This window comes from Saccharopolyspora antimicrobica (assembly GCF_003635025.1).
GTDB classification, from domain to species: domain Bacteria; phylum Actinomycetota; class Actinomycetes; order Mycobacteriales; family Pseudonocardiaceae; genus Saccharopolyspora; species Saccharopolyspora antimicrobica.
This window is the reverse complement of the sequence record NZ_RBXX01000002.1, coordinates 6,737,540-6,751,887: the sequence shown is the minus strand read 5'-3', so window position 1 is coordinate 6,751,887 and position 14,348 is coordinate 6,737,540. Positions and strand designations below refer to the sequence as shown.

At 71.6% G+C, this 14,348-nt stretch carries 13 protein-coding genes; 1 reads left to right on the top strand and 12 read right to left on the bottom strand.

Features of this window, described 5'->3' with window-relative positions:
- Position 1 precedes the first annotated feature (1 nt).
- The 10 genes from ATL45_RS31985 to ATL45_RS31940 are packed head-to-tail and all read right to left on the bottom strand — an operon-like array spanning position 2 to position 10,851.
- Complete coding sequence (locus ATL45_RS31985) at positions 2-2,290, bottom strand: PQQ-dependent sugar dehydrogenase (RefSeq protein ID WP_093146006.1); 2,289 nt, start codon at positions 2,288-2,290, stop codon at positions 2-4.
- Positions 2,291-2,319: 29 nt separating this feature from the next.
- Positions 2,320-2,970 carry a hypothetical protein gene (locus ATL45_RS31980; protein WP_246025672.1) on the bottom strand — a complete coding sequence of 217 codons (651 nt, stop codon included), beginning with the start codon at positions 2,968-2,970 and terminating at the stop codon, positions 2,320-2,322.
- Entirely contained in the window at positions 2,967-3,860 is an 894-nt protein-coding gene (locus ATL45_RS31975; protein ID WP_093146007.1) for a sugar phosphate isomerase/epimerase family protein, read from the bottom strand. Before ATL45_RS31975 ends, ATL45_RS31980 begins: the two co-directional genes overlap by 4 nt.
- Positions 3,857-5,095, bottom strand: a complete 1,239-nt coding sequence (locus tag ATL45_RS31970) for a dihydrodipicolinate synthase family protein (protein ID WP_093146008.1) — start codon at positions 5,093-5,095, stop codon at positions 3,857-3,859. The genes ATL45_RS31975 and ATL45_RS31970 overlap by 4 nt, the downstream gene beginning before the upstream one ends.
- Positions 5,092-6,240, bottom strand: coding sequence for a Gfo/Idh/MocA family protein (locus ATL45_RS31965; RefSeq protein WP_177241874.1), 1,149 nt, complete (start codon positions 6,238-6,240; stop codon positions 5,092-5,094). The genes ATL45_RS31970 and ATL45_RS31965 overlap by 4 nt, the downstream gene beginning before the upstream one ends.
- A 31-nt stretch (positions 6,241-6,271) precedes the next feature.
- On the bottom strand, positions 6,272-7,012 hold the full coding sequence (locus ATL45_RS31960; RefSeq protein ID WP_093146009.1) for an ABC transporter ATP-binding protein: 741 nt from the start codon (positions 7,010-7,012) through the stop codon (positions 6,272-6,274).
- Positions 7,002-7,730 (bottom strand): ABC transporter ATP-binding protein, encoded by a 729-nt coding sequence (locus ATL45_RS31955; RefSeq protein WP_093146010.1) that lies wholly within the window; start codon positions 7,728-7,730, stop codon positions 7,002-7,004. Before ATL45_RS31955 ends, ATL45_RS31960 begins: the two co-directional genes overlap by 11 nt.
- Positions 7,727-8,761, bottom strand: a complete 1,035-nt coding sequence (locus tag ATL45_RS31950; RefSeq protein ID WP_170210406.1) for a branched-chain amino acid ABC transporter permease — start codon at positions 8,759-8,761, stop codon at positions 7,727-7,729. The genes ATL45_RS31955 and ATL45_RS31950 overlap by 4 nt, the downstream gene beginning before the upstream one ends.
- Positions 8,745-9,629, bottom strand: coding sequence for a branched-chain amino acid ABC transporter permease (locus ATL45_RS31945; RefSeq protein WP_093146011.1), 885 nt, complete (start codon positions 9,627-9,629; stop codon positions 8,745-8,747). The genes ATL45_RS31950 and ATL45_RS31945 overlap by 17 nt, the downstream gene beginning before the upstream one ends.
- A 7-nt stretch (positions 9,630-9,636) precedes the next feature.
- Positions 9,637-10,851 carry an amino acid ABC transporter substrate-binding protein gene (locus ATL45_RS31940; RefSeq protein WP_246025671.1) on the bottom strand — a complete coding sequence of 405 codons (1,215 nt, stop codon included), beginning with the start codon at positions 10,849-10,851 and terminating at the stop codon, positions 9,637-9,639.
- Positions 10,852-10,968: 117 nt separating this feature from the next.
- On the opposite strand from ATL45_RS31940, the gene ATL45_RS31935 reads away from it, so the two are divergent.
- Positions 10,969-11,997 (top strand): LacI family DNA-binding transcriptional regulator, encoded by a 1,029-nt coding sequence (locus ATL45_RS31935; protein WP_093146012.1) that lies wholly within the window; start codon positions 10,969-10,971, stop codon positions 11,995-11,997.
- Positions 11,998-12,009: 12 nt separating this feature from the next.
- Here the strand turns inward: ATL45_RS31935 and ATL45_RS31930 are convergent, their stop codons facing one another.
- Both ATL45_RS31930 and ATL45_RS31925 read right to left on the bottom strand, forming a co-directional pair.
- On the bottom strand, positions 12,010-12,912 hold the full coding sequence (locus ATL45_RS31930) for an RNA polymerase sigma-70 factor (RefSeq protein WP_093146013.1): 903 nt from the start codon (positions 12,910-12,912) through the stop codon (positions 12,010-12,012).
- A gap of 64 nt (positions 12,913-12,976) precedes the next feature.
- Entirely contained in the window at positions 12,977-14,155 is a 1,179-nt protein-coding gene (locus ATL45_RS31925; RefSeq protein WP_093146014.1) for an NAD(P)/FAD-dependent oxidoreductase, read from the bottom strand.
- Between the last annotated feature and the right edge of the window lie 193 nt (positions 14,156-14,348).

The window sequence follows — 14,348 nt, the reverse complement described above, 5'->3', positions numbered from 1 at the left end:
GTCAGCGGTGGGTGAAGCGGCGGTACTGCTCGGCGATGGTTCGGTGGTCGGCGGCGGTGTCGAGGAACATCAGCGAGTCCATGCGGCAGTGGCAGGGGTTGCGCTCCCGGTCGTTGCCGGGGAAGCTGCCGCCGATCTTGATGCCGCGCGGGGTGGAGGCGGTGGTGCCGGTGCCGTCGACCTGCCACGGGTCGCCCGGTTCGGTGTAGAAGCCGGGCAGCGGTGCGCCGTTGCGGTACAGCGCCATCTGCCCGGTGGTGTAGTCGAACGTCGCCGCCAGGTGCACCCACTGTCCTGCGGGCAGCAGTTCGCGCCAGTCCTGCCGGGCGGCGAAGGTCTGCGAGGCGCCGCCGTCGAGGCGGCGGCCCAGGGCCACCAGCCGCAGCTGCCCGTCGACCTCGATCAGCTCCAGCAGGGCCCGCACCTCGTGGCCGGTGGAGTTGCCGGTGAGCAGCCCGGCCAGACCGACGGCGTTGTACCGATCGCCGGGATCGGGTGTGGTGGTGTCGGGTGCTGGGTTCTCGCCGGTCATCTTGAACCAGCCCATCACGGTGGCGCCGTCGGTGGCGTTGAACGCCGACAGCGTGCCGTTGTCGTCCCAGACCCCGGCTTTCCAGTCGTCGTTGCCGTCGGCGTCGGGCGTGATCTGCCGGGTTTGCAGGGCGTTGTTGCTGCCGGGGAACGCCCCGTCGGGCACCCGCATGTCCTGCCCGCCGTTGATCAGCGACAGCAGGGTGCGCGAGGAGCCGGTGTCGAGTTCGCGGGAGTCGTCGGCGGCGAAGGGGTGCTCGAAGTCGTAGTGGGCCACCAGGTCGCGGCGCACGGTGTCGGTGACCTCGGAATCGCGGGCCGGGCGGGTGCCGGTGACCTTCCAGATCGTGCCGCTGGCCTTGGCCAGCAGGTAGAGGTTGCGCTGCGAGTCGGTGCCGAAGCGCAGGTCCACGCGCCCGTCGCCGACGAAGTCGCTCATCCGCAGCTGCTTGCCGGTGGTGTCGAACAGCGGGAGCTCGTGCAGCGGCGCGCGCGGCTGACCGCGGCGCATCCGGTCGGTCTCGGTGTAGAACACCCGGCCGTCGACGAGGTCGCCGAAGACGTACTTCCCGCGCAGCCGCGGCAGGTCGTGGCCGCGGTAGACCTGGCCGCCGGAGACGGCGTGGCCGCTGTCGGAGTTGCACGGCCAGTTCGGCGGCGGGTCGTGGTCGTAGGCCGCGACCGGGTAGGTGTAGCCGTATTTCGCGTCGTCCTCGGGCAGCGGGTAGAGGTAGCACTGGGTTTGCGGGTCGAAGGTGAACGCGCCCTCGCGCCGGCTCCAGCCGAAGTTGTCGCCGGAGCGCACCTCGTAGACGGCTTCGATGGCGTGCTGGCCGATGTGCCCGAGGAACATGCGGCGGTCTTCGGGATCCCAGCTGAAGCGGTGCGGGTCGCGCATGCCCACCGCGTAGATCTCGCCCAGCGCACCGGGCCGGCCGGTGAAGGGGTTGTCGGCGGGGATGCCGTACCGGCCGCCCGGGCCGTTGCTGCCGGCGGGATCGATGCGCAGCAGTTTGCCGGCCGGGGTGCTCAGGTCCTGCGGGATGTCAGTGTCCAGGCCGATGCCGCCGTCGCCGACGCCGAGGTAGAGCAGCCCGTAGTCGGGGTCGCCGGGGCGGGCGGTGGGGTTGAAGTCGATCTGCTGGACGGCGTGGATGTGGGTGGTGAATCCGTAGCGGAAGATCTCGCGCTGGGCGCCGGTGAAGGTGTCGGCGGCCGGGTCTTGCGCGGTCCACTCGGTGACCACGCTCTGCACGACGGCGTCGGGCTGGTTGGGGTAGGTGGGCGGTCGGGTGGTGATGGCTCCTTGGCCCTCGGAGTGCACGGTGTAGAACTTGCCGTTGGTGGCGAAGTCGGGGTGGAAGGCGACGAACCCGAAGCCGCTGCCCATGCCCTTGCCGGAGAAGAAGTGCTCGAAGCGCTCCCGGAAGTCCAGGTAGAGGTGCTGCCGGCCGTCTTCGAGCAGGTACAGCGGGCCGTTGAGGTCGGGCACGTACTGGCGGCCGGAGCCGTCGGGCAGCTCGCCGATGTGGTTGATGCGGTTGTGGCGGATCAGCCGCGGGTCGGTGGCCGGCGGGGTGGCCTCGGTGGCGGGCAGTTGTGCGTGCTGCTCCAGCACCAGGCCGAACTCCGCGGCGATGGGTTCTTCGGGGATGGGGTCGGTGATCGGTTCCTGAGCGGTGGCCGGTGGTGCTGCGGTCAGGGTCGCGGCGAGCACCGCAGCGGTGATCGCGGCGACCCGGCGTCTGTGCGCGCGCATGGGGACTCCAGCGGTGGTCGGGACGGGGGTCAGGCGGGGTGGCCGGTGAGGGTGAGCTCGCGGATGCGGCCGTGGTTGTCGAAGGAGCCGAATCCGGCGCGGCCGCCGGGCAACCGGGTGTCGGTGGCGGTCAGCAGCGGCTCGGGCGAGCCGTCGAGGTGCACCGCGATGCGGCCCGTCGCGGGGTCGTGGTCGAGGCGGACGTGGTGCCAGTCGGTGTCGTCGATGGCCGGTGGCGCGCCGGTGGTGCCGTCCCACTGGTCGTCGATGCGCACCCGGTCGGCGTCGTCGACGACGAACAGCCCGTTGTGCGGGTAGATGGTGTTGTCCTGGGAGAGGTGGGCGTAGTAGAAGCGGGTCGGTGAGCGGTAGGCGAAGATCAGCACCACGTCGCGGTCGTCGCGGGTGACGGGCTCGTCGATGCGGACCTCGGCGGTGCAGCGCAGCCGCCCGAATTCCGGGCCCTGCCGCACGATCGCGTACTCGTAGGGCCGTCGTGGTCCTTCGGGGGCTTCGCCGCGTTCGGTCATGACGACCTGGCCGTGTCCGAAGGCCCACTTGTGCGGGGTCAGCGGTGCCCAGTGCGCGGGATCGTCGCCGGGGCGGATGCGCGCCGACGGGTCGGCCATGGCCAGGGTCGGTGCGGCGGCCAGCAGCGCGGTGAACGTCCTGCGTCTCATGTGGACGGTCCTTCCCGGGGCAGGTGGGGTGCGAGGAGTTCGGCGTGGCGGCGGGCGCAGGTGGCCAGCACCCGGGCGCCGGGGGCGGCCCAGACCTCGGCGTTGAAGATCTCCACCTCGACATCGCCCCGGTAGCCGGCGGCGGTCACCGCGCGGGTGAAGGCGGCGAAGTCGATGTGGCCGTCGCCGACGACGCCGCGGCTGAGCAGCGCGTCGGGAGGCAGCGGGGTGATCCAGTCCGACACCTGGTAGGCGGCGATGCGCGGCCCGGCGCGGGCGATCTGGTCGAGCACCCCGGGTTCCCACCACAGGTGGAAGGTGTCGACCACGACCCCGACGGCCTCCGGCGGATGCGCCTCGGCGAGGTCGAGCGCCTGGGCGAGGGTGGAGATGACACCGCGGTCGGCGGCGAAGATCGGGTGCATCGGCTCGATGCCCAGCCGCACCCCGCGCGCCTGGGCGTGCGGGACGAGTTCGGCGATGGCCTCGGCCACGCGCTGACGCGCACCGTGCAGGTCGCGGGAGCCCTCGGGCAGCCCGCCGGGCACCAGCACCAGGGTCGGGCAGCTCAGCGCGGCGGCTTCATCCAGTGCGGCGATGTTGTCGTCCAAGGCGCTGCCGGTGGTGAAGAAACCACCCCGGCACAGCGAGGACACGCGCAGCCCGGCATCGGCGATCATCCGCGCGGCCTGGGCGAGCCCGGTCTCGGCCAGGGGCTCGCGCCACACGCCGATCGCGCCGATGCCGGCCTCGGCGCAGCCGCGCACCGCCTCGGGCAGCGACCAGTTCGCGGTGGTGCGCTGGTTGAGCGCCAGTCGCGCCAGCCGCGGATCGCCGGGCTCGGGAGTGGGGATGCGGGCGGGGATCGCGGAGGGGATGTCTGTTGTCATCGGCTCGCTCCTGCCGCTTGCAGCCACAACCGCATGCGGTGCGCGGCCAGGTCGGGATCGGGCAGCAGCCGCAGCTGGTCGGCCAGCTCGAAGATCCGCGCCAGGTGCACCACGCCGCGGGCCGATTGCATGCCGTGCAGCATCGTGAATCCCGGCTGGTGACCGGAGAGCCAGGACAGGAACGCGATGCCGGTCTTGTAGTGGGCCGTCGGCGTGCTGAAGATGTGCCGCGACAGCGCCGCGGTGGCCTCCATCTCCGCGTCGTAGGTGGTCAGGTCGCCGTCGTCGAGCGCGCTCAGCGCCGCCGAGGCCGCGGGGGCGATCGCGGCGAAGGCGCCGAGCAGCGCGTCGGAGTGGTGGGTGCCGTCGCCGCGGATGAGCTGCGGGTAGTGGAAGTCGTCACCGGTGTAGAGCCGCACCCCGGCGGGCAGCTCGGCGCGCAGGTGGCGTTCGTGCTCGGCCGACAGCAGCGAGACCTTCACCCCGTCGACGACTCGCGCGTGCTCGCGCACCAGCTCCAGGAACACCGCGGTGGCGGTGTCGAGGTCGGCCGATCCCCAGTAGCCGGCCAGGTGCGGGTCGAAGACCTCCCCGAGCCAGTGCAGCACGACCGGTTCGGCGACCTGGCGCAGCACCGCGTCGTAGACCCGCCGGTAGTCCTCGGGGCCGCGGGCCAGCGCGGCCAGCTGCCGGGAGGCCATCACGACCACTTGCGAACCGGTGGACTCCACGAACGCCACCTGCTGCTCGTAGGCCGCGACGACATCGTCCAACGTGGACACATCGGTGCGGTGGTCGGTGCCCGCGCCGGAGGCGATGCGGGCACCGCACGCGCGGGCCTGCTCGGCGCTGCGCCGCACCAGTTGCTGCACGGCGGCCCAGTCCAGACCCATGTTGCGCTGCGCGGTGTCCATCGCCTCGGCCACGCCCATGCCGTAGCCGAACAGCGAACGGCGGAACGCCAAGGTGGATTCCCAGTCCACGGCGGCGGGCGCGCCGGGGGTGTTGTCGCCGAGCGGGTCGGCGACCACGTGCGCGGCGGCGAAGACCACCCGCGAGGTGTAGGGCTGCGGGTGCGGTTTCCACGCCCGGGGTTCGCGCAACGTGATCCGCCGCCAGCCGCCCCCGCTGGTGGGCAGGTCGATGCCTGTCCCGCCGCTCCGCGATTCACAGCGGTGGTCGTCTCGGGGATTGATGCGGTTGGGCGCGACTGGAGTCGGCTCAGGGCTGCTCATGCGGCATCACCGGGCATGGTGATGCGGCGGCCCTCGGCCGAGGACTCCAGTCCGGCGTGCGCCAGTTGCAGGCCGCGCACACCGGCTGCCAGGTCGTAGGGGTGCGGGCGGTCGTGGTGGACGTCGAGCAGGAACTGCTCCCACTGGGCGCGGAATCCGTTGCCGAACTCGGTGTTGTCGGGCACCTCGTCCCACTGGGCGCGGAAGTCCTCGGTGGTGGGCTCGTCGGGGTTCCACCGCGGCCGGGGCGTGCGCACCCGGGGCTGCACGCGGCAGCCGAACAGGCCCGCCACCGCCGAGCCGTGCGTGCCGTCGACCTGGAACTCCACCAGCTCCCGGCGCTCCACGCGCACCGCCCACGAGGAGTTGACCTGGGCGATGACGTCGCCGTCGAGCTCGAAGATGGCGTAGGCGGCGTCATCGGCGGTGGCCCGGTACGGGCGGCCCTGCTCGTCCCAGCGCCGGGGGATGTGGGTGACGGCTTTGGCGGTGACCGCGCGGACGCGGCCGAAGAGGTTCTCCAGCACGTAGTTCCAGTGGCAGAACATGTCCAGCACCAGCCCGCCGCCGTCCTCGGCGCGGTAGTTCCAGCTGGGACGCTGCGCCGGCAGCAGGTCGCCTTCGAAGACCCAGTAGCCGAATTCGCCGCGCACCGACAGGATCCGGCCGAAGAAGCCCGCGTCGACGAGCCTTTTGAGCTTGCGCAGCCCGGGCAGGAAGATCTTGTCGTGCACCACGCCGTGCACCACCCCGGCAGCGCGGGCGGCTTCGACCAGCTGCCGGCCCTCGGCGATGGATCCGGCGACGGGCTTTTCGGTGTAGACGTGCTTGCCCGCGGCCAGTGCGGCGGTGATGGCCGCGTGCCGCCGGCTGGTGACCTGGGCGTCGAAGTAGATCTCGGCGTCGCCGGCCAGCTGGGCGGGCAGGTCGGTGTGCCATTCGGCGATGTCGTGCTGCTTGGCGATGTGGGCGAGCTTGTCGGCGTTGCGGCCCAGCAGGACCGGCTCGACCTGGATGCGCGAACCGTCGCCCAGGTCGATGCCGCCGTCCTCGCGGATGGCCAGCACCGAGCGCAGCAGGTGCTGGTGGTAGCCCATCCGGCCGGTGACGCCGTTCATCAGGATGCGGTAGGTGTGCTCGGTCATGTGTGCGGCTCCCTGCGGTGGGAAAGCGGTGTCATGACGTGCTCGCGCGGCGGGTGCCGAGGTAGAGCTCGCCCAGCCGGTCGTCGGCGAGCAGCTCGGCGGCCGGGCCCGACAGGTGCACCCGGCCCAGGTCCAGCACGCAGCCCAGGTCGGCGGTTTGCAGTGCGCGGCGGGCGTTCTGCTCCACCAGCAGCACCGCGGTGCCCGCTTCGCGCATCCGGGCCACCTGCGCGAAGACGGTCTCGGTGGCCTTGGGGTCCAGGCCCATCGACGGCTCGTCGAGCAGCACCACCCGCGGGCTGACCATCAGCGAGCGGGCGAACTCGACCTGCTTCTGCTGCCCGCCCGACAGCGCCCCGGCCAGCGCGTCCCAGCGCTGCGCCACCACGGGGAACAGGTCCTTGACGAACTCCACGCGCTCGGCGGTGCGGGACTTCTCCCGCAGCGTGTAGGCGCCGAGCAGGACGTTCTCGCCCACCGTCATCTCCGGGAACACGCTGTGGCCCTGCAGCACGTGGGTGAGCCCGGCGGCGGGCATCTGCTGCGGGCGCCTGCCGGTGATGTCGGTGCCCTCCAGCAGGATCCGCCCCGAGCGCGGGGCGAGCATGCCGCTGGCCACCTTGAGCACTGTGGACTTGCCCGCGCCGTTGGGGCCGACCAGGCACACCACGCTGGCCGGTGGCACCCGCACGGTCAGCCCGCGCAGGACCAGCGCCGCCCGGCCGTAGCCGGCTTCGATGTCGCGCAGTTCGAGCAGCGGCTCAGACGCCAAGGTATGCCTCCAGCACTGCCGGGTCCGCGCGCACCTCGCCGGGCGTGCCGGTGGCGATGGGCCGCCCCCGGTCGAAGACGACGACGTGGTCGGACAGGCTCATCACCAGGTCCATGTTGTGCTCGACGATGACGAAGGTGCGGCCTTCGGCGTTGAGCTCGCGCACCAGTGCCGCGATGCGCTCCAGCAGCGCCGGGTTGACCCCGCCCGCCGGCTCGTCGAGCATGATCGTTTCCGGGTCGGTCATCAGCACTCCGGCCAGTTCCAGGAGTTTCTGCTGGCCGTAGGACATGTCGCGGGCCTGGGCCTCGGCCAGGTGCTCGATGCCGACGCGTTCGAGCAGGTGCTGCGCCCGCGCGACGTCGGCGCGCTGGCGGGCCGGGAGCAGCTTGCCGAGCAGGCCCGGCGCGCGCACGGCCACCAGCAGGTTCTCCAGCGCGGTCATGCGCGGGAAGATCCGGCACAGCTGGAAGCTGCGGCCGATGCCGGCGCGGGCGATGCGGTGCGCAGGCGCGCCGGTGATGTCGCGGCCGCGGTAGCGGGCGGTGCCGGAGTCGGGCCTGACCATGCCGGTGACGCAGTTGAAGAAGGTCGTCTTGCCCGAGCCGTTGGGGCCGATGAGCGCGTTGACCTTGCCGGGCAGGAAGGTCACGGTCGCGGCGTCCACGGCCCGCACCCCGCCGAAGGACTTGGTGAGCTCGGTGGTCTGCAGGCTCATCGGGTGGCCTCCTCGGGGGTGCGCTGCGCGGCGAGTTCGGCCTGGCTGACCTCGCGGATCGAGGTGGCCCGTGGCCGCAGTTTGCGCAGCTGGCCGCTCAGCGCGGGGATGACGCCCTCGGGCATGAACAGCACCACCACGGCCAGCAGGACGCCGAGGGCGACCAGGTGCAGCTGGGTGTCGCCGTACTGGTTCTTGAAGAACTCCACGGCGTAGCCGACCACCACCGCGCCCAGCAGCGGCCCGAACAGGCTGCGGATGCCACCGAGCAGGCTCATCAGCACCAGGTAGGAGCCGGCGAGGATGGAGAACTGGAAGACCGGGTCGAGGAAGCCGAACCACAGCGCGTACAGACCGCCGCCCAGCGCGGTGAACAGCGCCGAGATGACGAACACGACCAGCTTGTAGGCGAAGGTCGGCACGCCGAGGGACTGGGCCTTGTCCTCGTCCTCGCGGATGGCCTTGAGCCCGGCGCCGAAGCGGGAGCGGTCGATGATCCACCAGCACAGCAGCGCCAGGGCCAGCAGCGCGGCGTGCAGGTAGAAGAACCGCTCGTGCTGTTCGGGGCGCAGCACTCCCTCGCCGAAGGGCCGGGGCACGCGCAGGCCGTTGGAGCCGCCGGTGAGAGCGCCCCAGCTCTGGAACACCAGCAGCGTGATCAGCACCAGGGCGATGGAGACGATGACGAACGAGGCACCGCGCACCCGCAGGCTGGCGATGCCGATGGGGATGGCCAGCAGCGCCACGAGCACGGCACCGGCCACTAGCGCCAGCCACGGGTTCATGCCGGTGCGGGTGATCAGCAGCGCGGTGGCGTAACCGCCGAGGCCGGAGTAGGCGGCGTGGCCCAGCGAGATGTAGCCGGTGAACCCGCCGACGAAGTTCCACGAGGTGGCCAGCACCGCGTAGCTCATGATCACCACGCCGACGGAGAGGATGAAGGCGTCCGGCGCCAGCTGCGGGAAGGCCAGCACCAGGGCGGCCAGGGCCAGCAGACCGGCGTAGCGGAGGAGGTCAGAAACGCTGCGCAAGTCGGCCTCCGAACAGTCCGCGGGGTTGCAGCATCAAGGTGGCGAACAGCGCGACGTAGAACAGGGTTTGCGCCCAGGTGGTGCCCAGCGGCAGTTGCAGCAGGCTCTGGCCCAGGCCCAGCACCATCGCGGCGATGGCCGCGCCGCCGACGCTGCCCAGCCCGCCGACGACGATGATGGCCATCAGCGGGCCGATCCAGTGCCAGTGCAGCGACGGGTAGATGGTGGAGTCCAGGGCCAGCGCGGTGCCACCGACCGCGGCGGTGGCCAGCCCGAGCCCGAAGCCCAGCCCGGCGGTGCGGTCGGTGTTGATGCCGACCAGCTGCGCGGCCTCGCGGTGCTGGATGGTGGCGCGCAGCGCCCACCCGAAGCGGGTGAACTTCAGCAGCGCGTACAGCCCGCTCAGGGCGATGGCGGCCAGGGTGAAGGCGATGAGCTTGACCACCGGGATGCTGGCGCCGAGCACGACGAGGTCGGAGCCGGAGTAGGGCAGCTGGATGCGCCGGTGGGTGCCGGAGAAGACCAGCCCGAGGACGCCTTCGACGATGAGCGCCAGGGAGAAGGTCAGCAGCACCGACATCATCGTCATCGTGGCCGGGCGCAGCCGGGAGATCAGCAGCCGCTGCAGGCCCACGCCCAGGGCGAAGAACAGCGGCACGGTCACCAGCAGCGAGAGCAGCGGGTCCAGGCCGGTGCGCTGGTGGAACCACCAGGCCAGGTAGGCGGCCAGGATCAGGAACGCCGAGTGGGCGAGCATCACCACGCGCATCACGCCGAAGTAGAGGGTCAGGCCGGCGGCCAGCAGGGCGTAGAGCCCGCCGAGCAGCACGCCGAGCACCAGGCTCTGCAGCAGCAGGGATCCGGTCATCGGGGCATCACCACGCCGGTTTCGGGTGCACGAGGGCGGTCTGGGCGGCGTCTTCGGGCAGCACGATCTGGATGCGGCCGTCGACGTACTGCTGGATCAGGTGCGCGCCCTGGGGTTTTCCGGTCTCGTCCCAGCTCAGCGGGCCCACCACGGTGTCGACGGTGTTGGTGTGCAGCCAGTCGATGAGCCTGCGCTGGCAGTCCGGGTCGGGGTCGGCGCAGCCGACGGCCTGCACGGCGGCGGCCACGACCTGGCCGGTGGTGTAGGCGTTGGCCTCGTCCTCGGTGGGCTCGGTGCCGTGCTCGCGCTGGAAGTGGGCGACGAATTCGCGGTTGGACGGGTACGGGGCGGCCGGTGTGTAGCCGGTGGGCGAGAGGATGCCTTCGGTGTGCTCGCCGATGGCGCGGGGGAATTCGGGGTTGGTGGGTGCGGTGGAGAAGGCCGCCATGGCCGGTTGGTGGCCGAGCTGGCGCAGCGCGACGATGAGGTTGACCGCGTCCTGGTACTGGGTTCCGCCGACGAGCAGTTCGGCGCGGGAGTCGGCGATCTTGGCGGCGATGGAGCCGAAGTCGGTGGTGTTGGGCGGGTACTGCTCGTCGGCGACGGTGCGCACACCGGCGGCTTCGAGGCGGTTTTTCAGGCCGTGGGCGGTGCCTTTGGCGAACGGGTCGTCCATGACGGCGTAGGCGGCGGTGGCCGGGCGCTGGTGCGGTGGCATCGCCAGGATCGCCTCGGCGAGGTGCTGGTAGTGGTCCTCGGCCACGGCGGGTGCGGCGTAGAAGAGGTTGTCGAAGCCCTGCTGGAAGACCTCTTCGGCGGCGCCTGCGGGTTCGACGAACAGCATCCCGTAGTCCTTGGCGACCTGGGCGGCGGGGATGACCAGGCGGGTGGAGAAGGGGCCGAAGATGAGGTCGGCGCCGTCCTGGTTGATCAGCTTCTCGTAGTCGGCGGCGACGCGGTCGGCGTTGGACTGGTCGTCGAGGATGCGCAGTTCGACCTGGCGGCCGAGCAGTCCGCCGCGGGAGTTGACGTGCTCGGCCCAGGCTTCGTAGCCGCGGCGCACGCCTTTGCCGGGTTCGGAGAAGTCGCCGGTCAGCGGTAGTGAGATGCCGATGAGGATGGTGTCCTGGCCTGCCTGGGAGCCGGCGCTGAGGCAGCCGGTGAGGGCCAGCGAGGCGGCGGCCAGCAGTGCCGCGAATCGGGGGCCGTGTTGAGTTTTCATGATCCGCCCAATCGTTGGGGGCATGTCGTAAGCGCTTTCGTAAGCGCTTACGGCAGAATAGGTACCGATGATCGCAGTGACAAGGGTCACTGCCTGCTGCGGGGAGAGGAGACCCTGATGGCGCAGCGCGCGAGGCCGCGGCTGGTCGATGTCGCACAGGCGGCGGGGGTGTCGATCGCGGCGGCCTCGCGGGCGCTGTCGGGTGCGGCCGGGGTCAGCGAGGAGATCGCCCAGCGGGTGCGGGAGGTGGCCGCCGAGCTGGGCTACGTGGCCAACGTGCACGCCCGCACCCTGGCCGGTGGCACCAGCACCGGTGTGGGCCTGCTGGTGCACGAGATCGGCGACCCCTACTTCACCGAGATCGCCAGCGGCGTGCTGCGGGTGGCCGCGCAGCGGGGGCTGACGGTGCAGATCGGCCACACCGGCCGCGACCCGGACGCCGAGCTGCTGCAGGTGCGCACGCTGATCGCCAACCGGGTGCGGGCGATCGTGATCTCCGGGTCGGGGTTCGTCGAGGCCCGGGTGCAGGCACCGGTCAAGCGGGAGCTGCAGGAGTTCCAGGCCGCCGGCGGCCGCGTCGCGGTCATCGGCCGCCACCACCTGGGCACCGATGCGGTGCTGCCCGACAACCTCGCAGGCGGCCGGTCGATCACCGAGCACGTGCTCTCCCTGGGCCACCGCCGCATCGCCTTCGCGGCGGGCCCGGTGGCGCTGACCACGGTCGCCGACCGGCTGGCCGGCGCCGAAGAAGCCCTGCGGGCAGCGGGTTCGCGGCTGGCGGACCTGCCGGTGATCGAGGAGGCCTTCACCCGCGACGGCGGAACCCGCGCCACGCTGCGGATCCTCGACGAGCACCCGCGGACCACGGCGGTGATCGCGCTCAACGACGACATGGCCATCGGCGCGCTGGCCGCGCTGCGCTCGCGCGGTGTGGCGGTGCCGCGGGAGATGTCGGTGGCCGGCTTCGACGACGTGGCGGTGGCCGAGCACCTGTCCCCGGCACTGACCACGGTGCGCCTGCCGATGACGGACATGGGCGAGCAGGCCCTGCTGCTGGCGCTCAAAGAGCCCTCCGCCCGGCCCCGCCGCCGCACCACCGAACACCGCTTGGTGGTGCGCGATTCCACCGCCGCACCGCGCTCGTGAGCACCGGCTGGTTCAGCGCAGGGTGAGCGGGGTTTCGGCTTCGAGGCGGGTCAGCTTCTGCGGGTTGCGGACGTAGTAGAGGCCGGTGATGCGGGTGTCCTCGACGCGCAGCGCCATGATGCCGTCGAGCTCGCCGTCGAAGTGCAGGGCCAGGGCGGGGCTGCCGTTGATCGTGGTCGGCTCGGCGGTGAGTGCGACCTCGTGCTTGGTGAGGCCGCCGACGATGAAGCGGGCCACCTTCTCGGCGCCGGTGACCGGCCGCGGAGTGGCCTGCTTGATGCCGCCTCCGTCGCTGATCGCGACGACCTCGGGTGCCAGCACGTCGAGCAGGCCTTGCAGGTCCCGCGTTTCCAGCGCTTGCCGGAAGGCCGTGACGGCCTCGCGTGCCTGGCGCGCGGTGACGGTGCGGCGGGGCTGGCGGGCTTCGACGTGGCGGCGGGCGCGGTGGGCGATCTGGTGCACGGCCGCGCGGGTCTTGCCGACCGCGGCGGCGATCTCGTCGTAGTCGACGCCGAATGCTTCGCGCAGGACGAACACCGCCCGTTCGGTCGGGCTCAGGGTTTCCAGGACGAGCATCAGCGCCATCGACACGCTCTCGGCGAGCTCGACGTCGGTGGCCACGTCCGGGGTGGTCAGCAGCGGCTCCGGCAGCCAGGAGCCCACGTAGGACTCCCTGCGGCGCTTGAGGGCCCGCAGCCGGTTGAGCGCCTGGCGGGTGGTGATCCGGACGAGGTAGGCGCGGGGTTCGCCGACCTCGGCGGTGTCGGCGGCGGTCCAGCGCAGCCAGGTCTCCTGCAGGACGTCCTCGGCGTCGGCCACCGATCCGAGCATCTCGTAGGCGACGGTGAACAGCAGGCTGCGGTGGGCGAGGAACGTTCCGGTCGCCTGATCACCGGTTACGTGCGTGGTGTCCATGGAATCCTCTCCGCCGGGCGCGGCGATATCGTCGCGCCGCGCGCATCGTGTCGCCCGGGGTGCCCTAGGCGATCGGTGCCGTCTGGGCCGCCAGCAGCGCCGGCCGGTGCTTCCCGTCCTTGGGCCAGTGGTGCGAGCCGGGTTTGCGCGCCTCGGTCACCAGGTGCTTGACGCTGGATTCGCAGGCGACTTCCTTGAGCTTCTTGCCCGCGATCCCGGTGAAGTAGAGCGGCAGCGCGGTGTCGTCCTTGCGGCCGAGCTGGAAGATCCCGGTGTTGCGGCCGAAGCTGATGCACATGGCCGGCAGGGACAGGTCGATCGGTGCCGGCTGCTGTCCTGCGATGCGCTGCAGCACCGTGTCGGCTGCGTGCGCTCCCAGGCATCCCGCGGCGTAGGCGCTCATCCGGAACGGCAGGTCCGATGGTGCCGAGCAGTCGCCCGCGGCGACGATGCGCTCGTCGTCGGTGCTGGTCAGCGTTTCGTCGGTGAGCAGGCGTCCGGCGGAGTCGGTGCGCAGGCCGCTGCGGGCGGCCAGGTCGGGCACGCCGAAACCGGCCGCCCAGATGGTGATCCGGCTGGTCAGCGTCCGGCCGTCGGCGAGTTCCACGGCATCGCGCCGCACTTCCACGACCGCCGAACCGGGGCCTTCCAGGAGATCGGCTCCCAGCTTGGCGAGGTACTTGCGAGCGGTGCGCCGGGCTTTGGGGTGCAGGTACGGGCCGAGGTCACCGCCGCAGACCAGGGTGACGTCACGACCCCGCTCGGCGAGCTCGGCGGCGGTCTCGATGCCGCTCGGGCCGCCCCCGATGACGGTCACCGCGGCCGGTGACGGAGCGTCGAACAATGCCTCCCGCAGCCGCTGCGCCGCCTCCAGGGTCGCGACCGGATAGGCGAACTCGGCCGCGCCCGGCACCTGAAGCACCGGGTTGCCGCTGCCCACCGCGTAGACGAGGTGGTCGTAGCCGATGCTGCCCGTCTCGGCCAGCTGCACCCGCCGCTTGGCCGCGTCGATGCGGGTGGCGGTGTCGAGGACCAGCCGGACGCCCTTCGCCAGGACGTCGGTGTAGTCGAGGACCGCGTCGTGGGTTCCGCCCACCAGCTGGTGCAACCGCAGCCGCGGGACGAAGACCGGGCGCGGGTTGATCAGGGTGACCGCCACGTCGTCGCGCTGCACCAGGCGGTTGGCCGCCATCACCCCGGCATATCCGCCGCCGACCACGACCACATCGGTTTTCGCACCCACGATGTCTCCTTCGTTCCGAGAGGTTCGAGCACAAGACACCGCGCTGGCGAGTTTCCTGACAGGGTGTGCTTCAGCTCACTCGCTGCGGGGCGCGCAGCAGGTGGCGCCGACCGGCCCGAGTTCGACGGCGGCGCGGGGAACCGATCGCTCGCCCACCGCGTCGCACCCGTTGATCATCCGGAGGTGGCCATGG

What these genes read in the sequence shown, in the direction of transcription:
- ATL45_RS31985 (WP_093146006.1), bottom strand. Translation starts at nt 2,290, where the DNA reads ATGCGCGCGCACAGACGCCGGGTCGCCGCGATCACCGCTGCGGTGCTC.
- ATL45_RS31980 (WP_246025672.1), bottom strand. Translation starts at nt 2,970, where the DNA reads ATGAGACGCAGGACGTTCACCGCGCTGCTGGCCGCCGCACCGACCCTG.
- ATL45_RS31975 (WP_093146007.1), bottom strand. Translation starts at nt 3,860, where the DNA reads ATGACAACAGACATCCCCTCCGCGATCCCCGCCCGCATCCCCACTCCC.
- ATL45_RS31970 (WP_093146008.1), bottom strand. Translation starts at nt 5,095, where the DNA reads ATGAGCAGCCCTGAGCCGACTCCAGTCGCGCCCAACCGCATCAATCCC.
- ATL45_RS31965 (WP_177241874.1), bottom strand. Translation starts at nt 6,240, where the DNA reads ATGACCGAGCACACCTACCGCATCCTGATGAACGGCGTCACCGGCCGG.
- ATL45_RS31955 (WP_093146010.1), bottom strand. Translation starts at nt 7,730, where the DNA reads ATGAGCCTGCAGACCACCGAGCTCACCAAGTCCTTCGGCGGGGTGCGG.
- ATL45_RS31945 (WP_093146011.1), bottom strand. Translation starts at nt 9,629, where the DNA reads ATGACCGGATCCCTGCTGCTGCAGAGCCTGGTGCTCGGCGTGCTGCTC.
- ATL45_RS31940 (WP_246025671.1), bottom strand. Translation starts at nt 10,851, where the DNA reads ATGAAAACTCAACACGGCCCCCGATTCGCGGCACTGCTGGCCGCCGCC.
- ATL45_RS31935 (WP_093146012.1), top strand. Translation starts at nt 10,969, where the DNA reads ATGGCGCAGCGCGCGAGGCCGCGGCTGGTCGATGTCGCACAGGCGGCG.
- ATL45_RS31930 (WP_093146013.1), bottom strand. Translation starts at nt 12,912, where the DNA reads ATGGACACCACGCACGTAACCGGTGATCAGGCGACCGGAACGTTCCTC.